Source organism: Streptomyces sp. NBC_00859 (genome assembly GCF_045161865.1).
GTDB lineage: Bacteria > Actinomycetota > Actinomycetes > Streptomycetales > Streptomycetaceae > Streptomyces.
Genome location: NZ_CP108826.1, coordinates 1,168,474 through 1,182,999, shown reverse-complemented (window position 1 = coordinate 1,182,999; position 14,526 = coordinate 1,168,474). Strand labels below are relative to the sequence as shown.

Annotated in this window: 11 protein-coding genes; 1 reads left to right on the top strand and 10 read right to left on the bottom strand. The window is 70.6% G+C overall.

Features of this window, described 5'->3' with window-relative positions:
• The first annotated feature begins 7 nt into the window (after positions 1 to 7).
• A complete protein-coding gene (gene hydA / locus OG584_RS04985; protein WP_405775383.1) occupies positions 8 to 1,411 on the top strand; it encodes a dihydropyrimidinase in 1,404 nt (467 codons plus the stop codon).
• Here hydA and OG584_RS04980 read toward each other — a convergent pair.
• The 10 genes from OG584_RS04980 to OG584_RS04935 are packed head-to-tail and all read right to left on the bottom strand — an operon-like array spanning position 1,366 to position 14,453.
• Positions 1,366 to 2,130, bottom strand: coding sequence for a hypothetical protein (locus tag OG584_RS04980; RefSeq protein ID WP_405775381.1), 765 nt, complete (start codon positions 2,128 to 2,130; stop codon positions 1,366 to 1,368). The two genes, hydA and OG584_RS04980, sit on opposite strands and share 46 nt — an antisense overlap.
• Positions 2,131 to 2,161: 31 nt before the next feature.
• A complete protein-coding gene (locus OG584_RS04975; protein ID WP_405775379.1) occupies positions 2,162 to 2,917 on the bottom strand; it encodes a 4'-phosphopantetheinyl transferase family protein in 756 nt (251 codons plus the stop codon).
• Positions 2,918 to 2,958: 41 nt separating this feature from the next.
• Positions 2,959 to 4,008 (bottom strand): C45 family autoproteolytic acyltransferase/hydolase, encoded by a 1,050-nt coding sequence (locus OG584_RS04970; protein ID WP_405775377.1) that lies wholly within the window; start codon positions 4,006 to 4,008, stop codon positions 2,959 to 2,961.
• Complete coding sequence (locus tag OG584_RS04965) at positions 4,005 to 4,634, bottom strand: GNAT family N-acetyltransferase (protein ID WP_405775375.1); 630 nt, start codon at positions 4,632 to 4,634, stop codon at positions 4,005 to 4,007. The genes OG584_RS04970 and OG584_RS04965 overlap by 4 nt, the downstream gene beginning before the upstream one ends.
• 3 nt (positions 4,635 to 4,637) lie before the next feature.
• Entirely contained in the window at positions 4,638 to 4,934 is a 297-nt protein-coding gene (locus OG584_RS04960) for an acyl carrier protein (RefSeq protein ID WP_405775373.1), read from the bottom strand.
• Complete coding sequence (locus OG584_RS04955) at positions 4,924 to 6,447, bottom strand: AMP-binding protein (RefSeq protein ID WP_405775371.1); 1,524 nt, start codon at positions 6,445 to 6,447, stop codon at positions 4,924 to 4,926. The genes OG584_RS04960 and OG584_RS04955 overlap by 11 nt, the downstream gene beginning before the upstream one ends.
• Positions 6,444 to 9,782, bottom strand: coding sequence for a non-ribosomal peptide synthetase (locus tag OG584_RS04950; RefSeq protein WP_405775369.1), 3,339 nt, complete (start codon positions 9,780 to 9,782; stop codon positions 6,444 to 6,446). Before OG584_RS04950 ends, OG584_RS04955 begins: the two co-directional genes overlap by 4 nt.
• Positions 9,779 to 12,049, bottom strand: coding sequence for a class I tRNA ligase family protein (locus tag OG584_RS04945; protein WP_405775367.1), 2,271 nt, complete (start codon positions 12,047 to 12,049; stop codon positions 9,779 to 9,781). Before OG584_RS04945 ends, OG584_RS04950 begins: the two co-directional genes overlap by 4 nt.
• A complete protein-coding gene (locus OG584_RS04940; RefSeq protein WP_405775365.1) occupies positions 12,046 to 13,134 on the bottom strand; it encodes an NAD(P)/FAD-dependent oxidoreductase in 1,089 nt (362 codons plus the stop codon). The genes OG584_RS04945 and OG584_RS04940 overlap by 4 nt, the downstream gene beginning before the upstream one ends.
• Complete coding sequence (locus OG584_RS04935) at positions 13,131 to 14,453, bottom strand: lysine N(6)-hydroxylase/L-ornithine N(5)-oxygenase family protein (RefSeq protein ID WP_405775363.1); 1,323 nt, start codon at positions 14,451 to 14,453, stop codon at positions 13,131 to 13,133. The genes OG584_RS04940 and OG584_RS04935 overlap by 4 nt, the downstream gene beginning before the upstream one ends.
• Positions 14,454 to 14,526: the final 73 nt, after the last annotated feature.

The window sequence follows — 14,526 nt, the reverse complement described above, 5'->3', positions numbered from 1 at the left end:
CACCACCATGAGTAACCGCACCTTGATCCGCGGTGGCCTGGTCATCACAGCCGCGGAGGAGACCCACGCCGACGTCCTCGTCGAGGACGGCCGCATCGCCGCTCTCGCCGCGCACGGCTCGTCCGCCGCGGAGGCATGGACCGCCGACCGTACGATCGACGCCACCGGGAAGTACGTCGTGCCCGGCGGCGTCGACGGCCACACCCATATGGAGATGCCGTTCGGCGGCACCTTCGCATCGGACACCTTCGAGACGGGGTCGCGGGCCGCCGCCTGGGGCGGCACCACCACCATCGTCGACTTCGCGATCCAGTCGGTCGGCCGCTCGCTGCGTGAAGGGCTCGACGCCTGGTACGCCAAGGCCGACGGCCAGTGCGCCATCGACTACGGGTTCCACATGATCATGTCGGATGTGAACCCGTCCACGCTGAAGGAGATGGACCTCCTGGTGGCCGAGGGAGTGACCTCCTTCAAGCTCTTCATGGCCTACCCCGGGGTGTTCTACAGCGACGACGGCCGCATCCTGCGCGCGATGCAGCGCGCCGGGTCCAACGGCGGGCTGATCATGATGCACGCCGAGAACGGCATCGCGATCGATGTCCTGGTGGAGCAGGCGCTGGCCGAGGGCCGTACCGACCCGCGCTACCACGGCGAGGTGCGAAAGGTCCTGCTGGAGGCCGAGGCCACCCACCGTGCGATCAAGCTGGCGCAGGTGGCCGGTGCGCCGCTGTACATCGTGCATGTCTCAGCCGACGAGGCGCTGGCCGAACTGACGCGGGCGCGCACCCAGGGGCTCCCGGTCTACGGCGAGACCTGCCCGCAGTACCTCTTCCTCTCCACGGACAACCTCGCCGAGCCGGAGTTCGAGGGCGCCAAATACGTCTGCTCGACGCCACTGCGTCCGCGCGAACATCAGGACGCGCTCTGGCGGGGGCTGCGCAGGAACGATCTCCAGGTCGTCTCCACCGACCACTGCCCCTTCTGTTTCACGGGTCAGAAGGAGCTGGGCCGCGGCGACTTCTCGAAGATTCCCAACGGGATGCCGGGTGTGGAGCACCGCATGGACCTGCTTCATCAGGCGGTCGTCGACGGCCACATCTCCCGCCGCCGCTGGATCGAGATCGCCTGTGCGTCGCCGGCGCGGATGTTCGGTCTCTACCCGAAGAAGGGGACGATCGCCCCGGGCGCCGACGCCGACATCGTGGTCTACGACCCGGCCGCCGAACAGACCCTGTCCGCCGAGACGCACCACATGCGGGTCGACTACTCGGCCTACGAGGGCAAGCGGGTGACAGGACGGGTGGAGACGGTGCTCTCCCGGGGCGTCCCGGTGATCGACAACCGCGACTACGTGGGCCACGCGGGTCATGGGGTGTATCTGCCGCGGGGCACCTGCCAGTACGAGAGCTGAGATCCGGCGGCGGGCAGCGGTGGAGCCGGCGCGTCATAGCAGGCTGTCAGGGCCTGCCAGGCGGCCAGGAGTTCCGCGCAGCGGCTCCCGGCCGCCGGCTCCGGCGAGCGGACCGACAGCCGGGAGCCGGGCAGGACCGAGCAGTGGTAGACACCTGCGTCGGGCGCGAACCAGCCCCGCAGCAGCCATCCGGGCGGCGGCTTCGGAGGGCCGGCGTGATCGAAGACGAAGACGGGCTCGTCGGCAGCGGGCTCAGCTGCGTCGGAGAGCAGGGGCGTGAGCAGGCCCGGAGCGTTGATCTCCGCGAGGTGGTCCGGGGCGATCTGCCACTGGGTCAGCAGGGCCCGCCACGCCAGGTAGGCGGGGGCTTCCGGCCGCCGGGCCGGCATCCGGTCCGGACCGGATACGGCGCGGTGGGCGGCGGCCGGGTCCGTGCCGGCCGCCACCGCCGAGACCCTGTCCAGCAGTCCGGCGGCCCATCCGGCGGCTGCCGGTTCACCCCGGTGCCACAGCCGCAGTTCGGGGCCGTCCCAGGCATTCGACACCTCGGCGCTGGTCCCCTGGTGGTGCAGGGCCCGGCCGTGGCGGCCGGCGAGCCATCCGCCGGGCGGGGAGTCCTGGCCCGTCAGGGTGCGGGAGACGGCGCGGGCCAGGGCGGCCGGGCCGAGCCCGGGGACGACGGCATGCAGCCTCAGCAAGGCGCCGGCGGGTCGTGTCATCAGTTTCGCTTCCTCGATGCGTCGGGGGCGGTCACAGGGTCAGGACGAAGGGGTCCGTGGCGGCGGGGGAGCCGGGTACGGCGTGCGGCGGATGTCTCCCCAGCAGCCGGCCGAGGCACACCGCGGGCCGGCCCCGGACGACCACGGCGGCCACCGCAGCCGGAAGCCCGCCCCTCGCGGCGAGCGTCTCCGTACTGCCGTACCAGGCGCCCGACGGCCCCTGGCCGCTGATGCCGCGCAGCGACACCGTGCCGCCGGGGCCGAGCCGGAGATCGACATCCTTCGCGCCTCGTGCCAGGCCGCGGCCGGTCGCCTTGACCGCGGCCTCCAGGAGGGTCCAGGCCGGGAGGAAGACCTCCGGTCCGGCGGTCGCCGGCAGCGCGGGGTAGAGCGTGGCGAGCACGTCAAGGGCAGTGGGCACCGGCCGCAGCCATTCGATGTCCACCCCGACCGGGCCCGCTTCGGACACTGCCAGGAGCAGCAGCCGTTCCGAGCGCGACCAGCTGATGTGCAGATGGGGCTGGTCCGGCAGATACGGTTTTCCGCCCGTCGTGTACGCGACGCGCAGTTCCGCCGGGGGAACGGCGAGGCGTTCCCCCAGCAGGTCCCGGACGGCCAGCCGGGCCCGCAGGAAGCGGCGGGCCGCGGACGCGTGGGTGAACCGGGCCGCGCGTCTGCTCTCCTCCGGTGTCGGCCGCGCCTTCCCGCCCGGCATGATGCCGCCGCCCGGATCGCGCCCCGGCGGTCGCGCGCACTCGTCCAGGTCGACCAGCCATGCGGCGTCCATGGGTGATTCCTCCTTCGCTTCCGCGCGGGCCGGGGCGGCCGCTACAGGCTGAAGACCTGGGTGCCGCTGAGTGAAGGATCGCCGGGCCGCACGTGCAGCTCACCCGCATCCGGCAGCATCACCACGGCCGCGACGGTCCGCTCGGCGCGGATGTTGCCCCGGTCCGGTACACAGATCGGAGACTGCGACAGCAACCCGAAGTGCTCCTCGGCGCCCGCGCCCGGGGGCAGCGCCGCGAGTCCGGCATCCGCCGCCTTCAGCCTGCGCACCGAGGAGTTGCGGGCGAAGACGTTGATCTCGTCGTCCGGGACGAAGTCGGGATGCAGGAAGTGGTTGGTGTGTACGGCGACCCGGCCTTCCACGACGCGGAGTTCCTCGCCGAGGATCTCGACGTGGACGACGCGCTCGCGGTCGCACAGCACGAGCGTGCGTGAGCTGGCCAGCGGCAGCCCCCGCAGGATCTCCAGGGCCTCGGTGACACCGCCCGCCGAGTCCAGCAGGTGCCGGATGGCGAGGTACGGGGGCACGCCGGGGCGCCAGTCGCCGCCCAGCACCAGATTGAGGCCGACCGCGAGGCCGTCGCTGTTGAGACCGAGGTAGCCGAGCAGCCCACCGAAGCTCAGGACGAGCGAGCGCCGGCCCGGCAGGTCGGTACGCGCCACTCTCAGCACACTGAGGTAGTCGTCCAGATCTCCGTTGAGGTCGACGGTCTGGGCCAGTACGGGACCGCCCGCACCGTTGCGGGCGTACGTGGTGCAGTCGCCTCCCGTGGGCACCTTGCGATAGCCCATGATCTCCCGGCGCAGCTGCAGCAGCCAGGCCTCGTCCAGCCCGATCCCGGCCCCGGCCGCGAGGCCGCCGACCTCGTCGGCAAGGGCTGGGACCGCCGCCGTGACCGACGCCCGGTAGGCGGCGATCGACGGCAGCAGACCGTCCAGCGAGACCGGCTCCTGCATGACCTTGTTCAGCCGGCAGAGTGAGTCGTCGAGGAAGGCGCGGAGCGGCCCCGCGAGGGCACGGCCGTGTGCGTGCCCCACGGCGAACGGGTCGCCCGAGGCGTGGATGAGGGGTATCGCCCCGCCCCCGGTCATCCGTTGGCGGGGAGCAGGGCGGCGTCCAGCGGGGTCACCTTCGGCTTCGTGGCGAGCTCGCGCTCCACCCTGGGCCATTCGGCGCGCAGAACACTGTAGAAGATGGCGTCCCGGCGGCGGCCGCCCGGCATGAAGTTGAAGCTGCGCAGGGTGCCTTCCTCCACGGCTCCGATATTGCGCAGACCCTGGCGCGCCTGGGTGTTGAGGATGTCCGTCTTGAACTCGACACGCTCGGCCCCGAGAACCTCGAACGCGTGGCGCAGCAGCAGGTACTTGGCCCAGCGGTTGATGCCCTTGCCGCGGAAGTCGCGGCCCAGCCAGGACCAGCCGATCTCCAGACGCTTGTCGGCCTCAGCCATGTTGCCGAAGCTCATGCTGCCCGCTACCCGGCCGGACGTCTTGTCGATGATGACGTAGACCGCGCGGCGGCCGGCCGCGTGGTCGGCGATGCAGGCGTCGAAGAACGTGGCGTAGTCGGTCTCGTCGGTGACGGCGGAGACGAAGTAGCGCCAGATGTCGGGATCCATGGCGACGGCGCGTACGGCCTCGCGGTCCGCGTCGGCGACCGGCCGTACCAGGACGTACTCGTTCTCCAGGACCGCTGCCGCGTGCTGGGACCAGGACATGATTCAGACCGCCTTGTTGTCGGTGTGGTGGGCGAGGGACTCGACGACGCTGCGCAGCGTGAGCATGTCCGCGAGGTCGTGCTCGGTGAAGTTGGCGAGGTCGACGTCGGTCGCCTCGCACACCTCGGTGAGGAAGAGGACCTTGTTGAGCGAGGTCAGGCTGTAGGAGTCGACCATGTCGGCGTCGAGGTCCAGCTCCTCAGGGGCGACCTCCGGGTCGAGTACGGCGGAGAGTGCCTCGCGGGCCGCGTTCTCGATGGCCGGGTCGATGCCCTTGTCGGTGACGGTCTCAGGGTGCATGAATGCCTGCTTTGCTGTCGTGGAGGCTGATCCGGTAGGTGGCCAGAATCCTTGGGCGTTTCGGCTTGTACTGCGAGGTGAGCAGGTCGTTGTCGATACTGAAGGGCTCGTCGGCCACGACGACCCGGCTGATCTGTTCGTCCCTGCCGAAGGTGGTATTGGTCAGGGCGAGCTGGGCGCGGATCGCGTCCGGGTCGGCGGGCAGTGCCGTCGGTGAGACGACCGCGACCAGGTCCGTCTGAGTCGGGCAGAACAGGACGCATTCCGCGATGGCCGGGCTGGCCCGCATATGCTCTTCGAGGGGCCGGACAATGACCTTCTTGCCGTTGTCCAGGACGATGACGTCGTCGGCCCGGCCACGGATGAAGAGGAAGCCGTCGTCGTCGACGTAGCCGAGATCTCCGGTCCGCACCGTGCCCTGCGCGTCGAAGACGCGCTCGGAGTCGCCCGGCTTGGCGTACGTGTAGCCGTAGCCGACCGGATGTTCGCTGCGGACGCTGATCACCCCGTCGTCGTCGAACAGCACCTGCTTGCCCGGCAGTACGCGTCCCACACTGCCCTCCCGGACCGCGCCCGGGTGGTTCTTCGCGACGATGCAGGTCTCGTTCAGGCCGTAGCCCTCGTAGATCGGCAGGCCGGCCTCGGTGAAGAACCGCAGCATCGCCGCGTCGGCCGCCGCGGAACCGGTCCACAGGTAGCGAATCCGGTCACCGAACAGGTGGCGGGCCGCTTCGGCGGTCGTCGCCGCGCCCCCCGCACGCCTGACGCGGGCCTCGACCTGGCGCTTGGCCGTCTCGTAGAAAGCCGGCACTCCCATCACCACGGTCGGCTTGACGCGGCGCAGCGCCGCGAAGGCCGCCTCGTACGTGCTGATCGTGACGTCGTGGCCGTGGGCGAGCGCCGAATAGACCCAGTAGCGCTGCTGGAGCAGTGACAGGGGCAGGAAGACGAACAGGTCGTCGCCCGGAGCATGGTGGAAGATCCCCTGCACCGCCGCGAGCGAGCTGTCGATACTGCCGGCCGTCGCACCGAGTCCCTTGGGCGTGCCGGTGCTTCCGGAGGTGAACTTGATCGTGGTCACGTCCCGGGGGCCCCACGTCACGGGCGCCGGAGCTGCTGCGCCGCCGGGCTGCTCGGAGAGCGCGCGCACCTCGCTCATCGGCACGATCCGGTCGCCGTCCGCCGGCCGGTCGGTGAAGAGCAGGGTCAGCCCGTAGCGTCCGACCAGATCGTCGGCCGGATCGAACTTGCCGGGTTCGAACCCGGAGGTCTCGGCCTTCAGCCGCAGTGCCGCCAGGTCCAGCAGCACCCACTCCAGGCTGTTCGCGCCCAGGATTCCGATCCGGTCGCCCGGCCCGACACCCCGGTCCCGCAGCCGGACGGCGAGCCGCCCGGCACGCTCGTACAGCTCGGCAAGACCTATGACCTCCGTACCGTCCAGGCGTGCGAAGGAGATCCGGCCGCCGGACGGGGCGGTGGAGACGGCCTGGTTGAGTGTCGACGTACTGCTCATTTCGAGTCCTCCGCCTGCTGTTCGTCGAGCGCCCCGGCCAGCGCGTGGACCGAGTCCATCTCGGCGAACGCGTCGAGCGGGACGGTGATCCCGAACCGCTTGCGGACGGCGGTCAGGATGCGCGCGGCGGCGATGGAGTCGCCGCCCAGCGCGCCGAGACTGTCGTGGACGCCGACCTGCTTGCCGCGCAGCACTGTGTTCCAGATCGAGACGAGAGCCCGTTCGGTGTCCGTGCCGGGTTCGCCACCACCGCGGGGTTCCCGTGCGGGGTCCGCGGCCGTGACGGCCGCCGCGGCCAGCGCGCCCCGGTCCACCTTGCCGTTCCTCGTCAGCGGCAGCTCCTCGTGCCAGACCACGGATGTGGGCACCATGTAATCGGGCAGATCACGGCGGAGTGCGTCTCTCAGCCCGGTGTCGGTGGGCCGGTCCCCGCCGGCCGCCACCAGATGGGCCACCAGCCGGGCGCCGCGGGCACCGTTCTGGCCGGCGACCACGGCCTGCGCGACACCGGGGACTGCGACCAGGCGCGTCTCGACCTCACCGGCCTCGATGCGGTAGCCGTTGACCTTGATCTGGAAGTCACTGCGGCCCAGGATCGAAATGTTCCCGTCGGGCAGCATCCGGCCCAGGTCGCCCGTGCGGTACATCCGTTCGCCGCGCACGGCATCGTGGAAGAACCGTTCGGCTGTTCTCTCCTCATCGCCCCAGTACCCGCGGGCCAGCCCGGCACCCGCCGCGCAGATCTCACCTGTCACCCAGTCCGGTGCGTCCAGGCCGTCCCGGTCCAGCACGTACGCACGGTTGTTGGCGTTCGGGCGGCCGTAGGGGATGGAGTCGCTGCCGTCCTCCTGCGTGCCGACAGGGTGCCAGATGTTCCAGATCGTGGTCTCGGTCGGGCCGCCGAGCGAGACCACGTCGATGCCGGCCTTCAGCTTGCGCAGTGCGGCGGGCAGGGCAGGCGGGAGGCGGTCGCCGCTCATCATCACCAGGCGCAGGGCGGGTGGGACCACCGCGTCCGCGACCGCCTGGTCGTGCAGCAGGCCGACTATCGCGGGAACGGAGTTCCACACCGTCACGCCCGCGCTCTCGCACAGCTCCAGCCAGTGCGCCGGGTCAACGGCCCGGTCCCGGTCGGGCATGACCAGGGCGGAGCCCGCCGAAAGGGCGCCGAAGACATCCCAGACCGAGAGGTCGAAGTTGAAGGCGCTGACGGCGAAGAACCGGTCGGCCTCAGTGATGCCGAACTGCTTGTGGCAGTCGGCGACGACGTTGGCCACACTGTGGTGGGTGACCATGACGCCCTTGGGAGCGCCGGTGGTGCCGGATGTGTAGAGCACGTAGGCCAGGTCGTCCGGTCCGGAGCCCGGCAGCCGGGCGGGCACATCGGCGGCTTCCGCTGCTCCGGAGCCGCTGTCGGCGTCCGTGATGTCGAGGCGTACGACCTCCCGTTCACCGCTGGTGTCCCGCCAGTCGGCGTTGGTGAGGACCTGGCGTACCCGGCCGTCACGCAGCATGTAGTCCTGCCGGTCGGCGGGCAGCCCCGCGTCCACGGGCAGGTAGGCCGCTCCGCTCAGCACGGTGGCGAGGATGCCGACGATCTGCTCGGGCCCGCGGTGCATCACCAGACCGACCAGCTCGTCCCGGCCGACGCCCCCCTCACGCAGCCGGCGCGCCGCGGCGGCGGCCCGGTGCAGCAGTTCGCGGTAACTGATCTCGCGGCCGGACGTGATGATCGCGGCCGCGTCCGGAGCCCGCAGCGCCTGCTCGACGAAGTCGTCGCCCAGCATGGTCCGCACCAGCGGGACCTGCGTGTCATTGGCCTCACGGCGCCGCTCGACCTGCGCTTCGGGCAGCAGGCCGAAGGACTTGCGCTGCCAGGAGCGCGGATCGGTCAGGTCCTTCAGCAGGGTCTGGTAGCCGTGGGCGAAGTCGTCCAGCATTCCCGCGGGGAACAGTTCGTCGACACCGTCGAGCTGGACGACGAGACCGCCGTGCTGCTCCATCGCGAAGGCGTTCAGCCAGATCTGCGGGGTCTGCGAGACCGTGAAGACCTCGGGGCCGAACAGTTCCAGGGCGGAGCCGTCGGCCTCCGCGTTGCCGTGGCCTATCGCGCTGTTGAAGGTGAAGGGCATCCGCGCGCCCGCGAAGCCCCCTCGCCGGGCCGCCAGTTCCTGCATCACCTGGCCACCGGAGAAGTGCCGGTGGTCCAGGTCCGCGCGCAGCTGGGTCTGGAGCGCGACGGCCCGCTCCGAGAAGGTGAGGCTGCGGTCCACCTCCACCTCGACCAGCAGGGTGTCCGAGAAGTTGCCGATCGCATCGAACACGCGCGGGTGGATGGGCGGACGGTTGGCGACCGTGGTGTTGACCGTGAACCTGGTTCCGGCACCCCAGGTGGCCAGGGTCTCCGCGTACGCCGTCAGCAGGAGGGCCGACGGCGTCAGCCCGGCATCGGCCGCCGTCCCCTTCAACGTCGCCCACGCGGCCTCGTCCAGGCGGACCTGGCGCTGGTGGAAGCGGGACGAGGTCAGTGCCGAGGGGCTGGTGCGCAGCGGCAGGTCGGGGTGGGGGGCAAGGCCGTCGACACGGGCCAGCCAGTAATCGCGGGAGCGGCGGGCCGGAGCCCGGTCCCTTCCGGCCTCCACAGCCGTCACGTAGTCCTCGAACAGCAGCTCTTCGAATGTGCCGGTGCCGGGCGCCCGGTACTCGCGCCACCAGGCCCGGAAGAACAGGAACATGCTGATCCCGTCCATGACCAGCCCGTCGTGGCTGACGTGCAGCACCATCCGGTCGTCGGCGATGACGGTCACCTCGACGGCGATCAGCGGCACACGGTCGGCGGGGAGCACCCGGTGCGAGCGCTGCTCGCGCAGCTCGCCGCGGAGCCGGTCCTGCTGCTCGGGGCTGTGGGACCGCAGGTCCAGACGGGCGATCCGCAGCGGTTCCGGGTCGGTCCCGGTGACCTGGCGGTCGTCGGTGGGGAAGCGCGAACGCAGGGCGCTGTGGGCGTCGATGACGGCCGCCAGCGCCGCCTCCAGGCGATCCACGTCCCAGCAGCCCTCGATCTCGTGGTAGACGTGGCTGGCCACGTCACCGATCTCGAAGATGCCCCCGCGGCCCAGCAGATACGCGCGCTGCAGGGTGGTGAGCGGGAAGCCGGGGCCGTTCTTCTCCTCGTCCAGCAGGTAGGAGATGAGGTCCTTCTTCACGGCCTTGATGCGTTCGATGAAGTCCGGCTCCATGTGCTCCCGGTCGCCCCGCAGGCGCAGGTCGGTGCCGGACAGCTCCACGAACAGGCCGCGGTCCTCGATCTCACGCATTATGTCCTGGACGCTCATCGGCTGTCCGCCTCGGCCAGCTCGGTGACGGCGGTGCCGGCCGCGCGCTCCTCGACGAGGGAGGCGAGCGCCGAGACGTCGTCGGCGCCGAGCACTTCGTCGAGGGTGACGTCGACGTCCAGCGCCTCAAGGATCTGGTACTGCAGCGTCACGGCCTGCAGCGAACTGGTGCCGAGGGAGGCAAGGCCGTGGGAGGCGACCGACTGGTCCGCGGGCAGTTGCAGCAGGGTCCGTACCAGTCCGCTCAGCCAGCCGGTCAGCCGCGGAACGGTGGTGCGGGGCGCGGACGCGGCCGTCCGGACGAAGAAGACGGCGTCCGCGAGGCGGATCCCGCTGTCCGGCGCGAGGAGCTCGACGGTACGCGGCCATGCGGTGGGCGCGGGCAGGGAGATCGCCTCGGCCAGCCGGGCGGCGAAGCGGGGCATGACCGGGGCGGCCACCTCGGCGAGCAGGCGGGCCGCGGCCAGCTCGAGGGCGACCACGGTACGCGCTTCGCTCTCCCAGCCCGCGGTCTCGGCCAGCAGGCCCTCCTTGCGGGAGAACCGAACGGTGTCGTTGACGATGCCGTCGAGCTCGGCTGCCGCGTCGTTGAGCGAGAAGGCGTCGGATCCGAGGCCGGCGGAGACGGCGTCGAGGCGGTTGCCGAGCCGGCCGAGGAAGGCGGAGTGCTCGGGCGTCCAGGTGCCCGCGTCCGGTGCGGCGCCGCCGTAGCGCTTGGCGACCCGTGAGCCGAGGTCGTTCAGCCAGGTCTGCCAGGTGCCGATCAGTGTGTCCTCGAGGGTCGCCTCGTACGCGGCACGCTGGAAGTTGGTGCGCTCGGCCTCAGGGCGCGTACGGGAGAGGAAGTAGCGGACGGCGTCGACCGAGTCCGGGCCGAGGATCTCCTTGCCCCAGATGGCATGCCGGCGGCTGGTCGAGAACTTCTCTCCCTCCAGCAGGTAGAACTCGTTGACGTGGTAGTCGATGTCCGGTGTCCAGCCGGGGAAGGCCAGCTTGTACAGGACCGGGTAGAGCACCGAGTGGTAGAAGCTGTTGTCGTAGCCGAAGAAGTGCACGACCTTCCAGTCCTGCTCCGGCTCGGCGGCCTTCCAGCTTTTGCCCAGTCGGGCGCCCAGGGACTGGATGCCGTGCAGGAAACCGTAGGACATCTCCGGCCACACCCAGATGACCTGCCCGTCCAGGTCCTTCTCGGCAGGCGGAACGCCCCAGGACGAGGGGTGGCTGACAGGGATGTCCAGGCTCGCGCGGCGAAAGAGGCGGTCCGTGAGCTCGCGGAGCCTGGCGGGGACCCGGCCCAGGTGGTGGTGGGCGTCGAGGTCCTCGCGGAACTCGTGCAGCGGCAGCGACCAGCGGGAGACCGTGCCACGGGTCGGGGCGGCCTGGGAGAGGGCGGAGGCCGGGTCGGTCAGGTCGGCGACGACGTTCGGCTCGCCGCACTGCTCGCAGATGTTTCCGCCGGCGCCCGAACCGCAGGCGGGGCAGCCGCCCTTGACGTCCACCTCGTAGAGGTACTGGCCGCTCTCCGCGTCGAACAGGGCGTCCGCCTCGGTGACCGTGACCTTGTCCGACGAAACCAGGCGCGAGAAGAAGTCCCGCAGACCTGACCGGTAATCAGGGGCGGTGCCGGTGACGGTGAACTGGTCGGGGGTGATGTCCATCAGTTCGAGCGTCCTGGCGATCTCGGCGCTGTAGTGGGCGGCGGCCTCGGCGGGAGTCACGCCGTCGGCGGCGGCCGCCGCGATCACATAGCTCTGGAAGTCGTCGCTGCCCGTCAGATGCCAGGCGTTGGTGCCGTTCAGCCGCTGATGGCGGACGTAGACATCGGCGCCGAGGTAAGGACCCGACAGGTGGCCCAGGTGCAGGTCGCCGTTGGGGGTGGGCGGTGTGGAGAAAACGAAGACAGGGCGGTCGCCGAAGCCCTTGCGCTCCGCGTTGAGCGCGGACGTGAGGGCGCGGCCGGCGTCCCGCCAGTACTGGGTGAGGAAGACCAGGTCGGTGTCCCCGGTGTTCTCCAGGACATGCGACTCGAACGGCTCGAAGAGGGCGACCGTGCCGGGAGCGGCCGGGTGGCGCACACCGTCGACGACGAACTCGCCCCGCCCGGAGACGATCACGAAGAACTCGGTCTCGTCGTGCTGGTGGCTGTCGGAGCCGGTGCCGGGGGAGACCCGGCCCCAGCCCGCGCCGACACCCAGACCGTGGATGTCGCTCATGTCGATGCCGAAGGCCTCGCTGAGCACGGTGTCGTCATAGGTGTTGAGGATCATTGGACCTCGTCCTTTCTGGGGGACGGTACGAGAAGCAGATCCGCGGTCTGCGCCGCGATGGCGGGGGCCAGCCGGTACCCGGAGCCACTGGCGGCGCCGGCGAAGACCACGCGGCCGTCAGCCGTGAGAGGGCGCACCAGGGGTTCGAAGCCGGGTCCGTACGCGTCGCAGAACACCCGGCCGGAGACACAGTGGTCCACCAGGCCCGGCGCGTAGCGGGACAGGACGGCGAGGGCCGCTTCCCGGTCGGCGGGTGTCAGGCTCGCCGCGATGGTGTCCGGATCGACGTCCCACTCCTGGCAGGTGTAGCTGAACAGCCAGTGCCCGCGCTCGTGGTACGGCAGCAGGAAGGCATCCTCGTCCTGGAAGACCACCGCCCCGTCGTCCGCGGTGGGCGGGATCTCGATGTGCAGGGCCACGACCTTCTTCACCCTGGCCCCGAGCGGTGCCACGAGGTCGCGCCACGCGGGGGCCGCCAGCCAGGGGCCGGGGGCCACGATCACCTGCCCGGCCCGGAGCGTGCCGCCCGTACCCAGCGAGAGTTCCACCGAGCCGGGGCCGGGGGCCACCGCTGTGACCTCGACCCCTTCGCGGATCTCCACGGTCCGGCGCAGATCGCGCGCAAGGAGCTGGGTGAGGGCGTGGACGTCCGCGTACTGGCAGCCGTCGCCCTCCCAGGCGGCAGAGCCCTCCGGCAGCAGCACGGTCTTGCCCGCCACCTCGGGGACGGGGCGCAGCCTCGCCTGCGGCAGGTAGATCTCCTCCAGCCGTGCCTGCGCGGAAGCCGGCGCCACGACCGTCATGCCCAGGCTGTGCAAAGGGAGTTCGGGACGGCTCGCCTTGAGTGCCGCGTACCGTTCCTGGCTGTGGGCGGCCATGGTGCGGGTCCGCGCGGATGCCCCGCGCGGGAAGTGCAGTCCCGCCGAGCGACGGGTGGCACCGCTGGCGACCGCGTCCCGCTCCAGGACCACCACACGGGTCTGTGGCCTCCGCGAGAGGATCTCCTGGGCGATGGTGAGCCCCAGCACGCCACCGCCGGCCACCGCGACGTCGTACTCCGTCACGTCCTGCCGCGGCGGGGTCATCCGATGCTCCGGGCGGCACTCGACTTCGGGGCCTTCGCGGACCACTCGATGAAGGACGCCAGCTGCTCGTCGGTACGCACCCCGCACAGCCGGTCGGCGATGCGCAGACTGCGCCACGCGTTCAGGCTGAGGTTGGGGTCGGCCAGGCCGCGCTGCCCGCGGGCGGCGTTCTGGATGAAGATGCTCCGGTCGGCCGGACCGTCCCAGCGCACCGCGAAGTCCTCGTCGATGCGTAACTCGCTGCCATCGCGCTCAAGGCGGCCCGCGATCGAATCGAGGAAGTCCATCCGGGCCGGCCGGAATCCGGTGGCCCAGACGACGACGTCCGCGTCGAAGTGCTCGGCGGGGGCGCTGGGATCGTCGTTGTGCCGGACCGTCAGGTCCCAGCCGCCGACGGAGTTCTCGTCGACCGCGACGACGTCTCGGTTGGGGTGCAGCCCGACCAGGTCGGTGTTGCCCTCCACGAAGCGGTGTACGTAGACCGCCTGGTAGACGTCGCGCAGCGTGGACTCGGAGATCCCGTCGCTGCTGAGGATGTGCTGGGCGTTGAAGCTGGCGCGGGTCTCCGGACGCAGACCGTAGAAGTAGTCCGAGTGGGACGGCATGTAGTAGTCGTTGGTGAAGGGGGAGTCGTCGATCGGGAAGTAGTTGCGGCGGCGCGAGATCCATGAGATCCGGCGCGGCAGCTCGTTGCCGGAACGGGATATCAGGTCCAGGAACGCCTCGGCGCCGGACTGACCGCCGCCGACCACGACGACCCGCTTGTCGCCCAGGTTCCGGGCCGCCTCCACGTAGTTGTTCACGTGGAACTGCGTGGGGCCGAGAGTGCCTTGCGGCGGGACCCAGGGCTGGCTGCCGATCCCTACGGCAATGTTGTCGGCGGTCACCGTGCGGCGGTCCGTGCGCAGGGTGAACACCTTGTCGAAGGAGACGTCCTGCACCGTCTCACCGAAGACGACGTTGGGGTTGCGCTGCGAGGCCCAGGCCAGGTAGTTGCGGAACTCCAGCCGGGGTATGTCGGCGAACTGGGCGTTCAGGAAGTGGTAGACCCGGCCCTTGTCGTGGAGGTAGGACAGGAAGGAGAAGGGACTGTTGGGGTCGGCGAGGCTGACCAGGTCCTTGAACATCGAGACCTGAAGTGTCGCGCCGGGGATCTGCTGGTTGTCGTGCCAGCCGAAGGCTTCCTTCCGGTCGATGAAGAGGTTGTTCACCTCGGGGCGGCCGTGGAGCAGGGAGGCAAGGCTCAGGTTCGCCGGGCCTACTCCGATGCCGATGCAGCGGAAGTGGTCGGACCCGGGACGGACGGGTTCGTTGCTCATGCTGTCCTCTCCTTCAAGGCGTGCTCGTCGTGACCGGCGGAGTGGTGCCAATGGGGATGGCACGTGAGGCGTG

What these genes read in the sequence shown, in the direction of transcription:
- OG584_RS04945 (WP_405775367.1), bottom strand. Translation starts at nt 12,049, where the DNA reads ATGATCCTCAACACCTATGACGACACCGTGCTCAGCGAGGCCTTCGGC.
- OG584_RS04975 (WP_405775379.1), bottom strand. Translation starts at nt 2,917, where the DNA reads ATGGACGCCGCATGGCTGGTCGACCTGGACGAGTGCGCGCGACCGCCG.
- OG584_RS04980 (WP_405775381.1), bottom strand. Translation starts at nt 2,130, where the DNA reads ATGACACGACCCGCCGGCGCCTTGCTGAGGCTGCATGCCGTCGTCCCC.
- OG584_RS04965 (WP_405775375.1), bottom strand. Translation starts at nt 4,634, where the DNA reads ATGTCCTGGTCCCAGCACGCGGCAGCGGTCCTGGAGAACGAGTACGTC.
- OG584_RS04935 (WP_405775363.1), bottom strand. Translation starts at nt 14,453, where the DNA reads ATGAGCAACGAACCCGTCCGTCCCGGGTCCGACCACTTCCGCTGCATC.
- OG584_RS04955 (WP_405775371.1), bottom strand. Translation starts at nt 6,447, where the DNA reads ATGAGCAGTACGTCGACACTCAACCAGGCCGTCTCCACCGCCCCGTCC.
- OG584_RS04950 (WP_405775369.1), bottom strand. Translation starts at nt 9,782, where the DNA reads ATGAGCGTCCAGGACATAATGCGTGAGATCGAGGACCGCGGCCTGTTC.
- OG584_RS04940 (WP_405775365.1), bottom strand. Translation starts at nt 13,134, where the DNA reads ATGACCCCGCCGCGGCAGGACGTGACGGAGTACGACGTCGCGGTGGCC.
- hydA (WP_405775383.1), top strand. Translation starts at nt 8, where the DNA reads ATGAGTAACCGCACCTTGATCCGCGGTGGCCTGGTCATCACAGCCGCG.
- OG584_RS04960 (WP_405775373.1), bottom strand. Translation starts at nt 4,934, where the DNA reads ATGCACCCTGAGACCGTCACCGACAAGGGCATCGACCCGGCCATCGAG.
- OG584_RS04970 (WP_405775377.1), bottom strand. Translation starts at nt 4,008, where the DNA reads ATGACCGGGGGCGGGGCGATACCCCTCATCCACGCCTCGGGCGACCCG.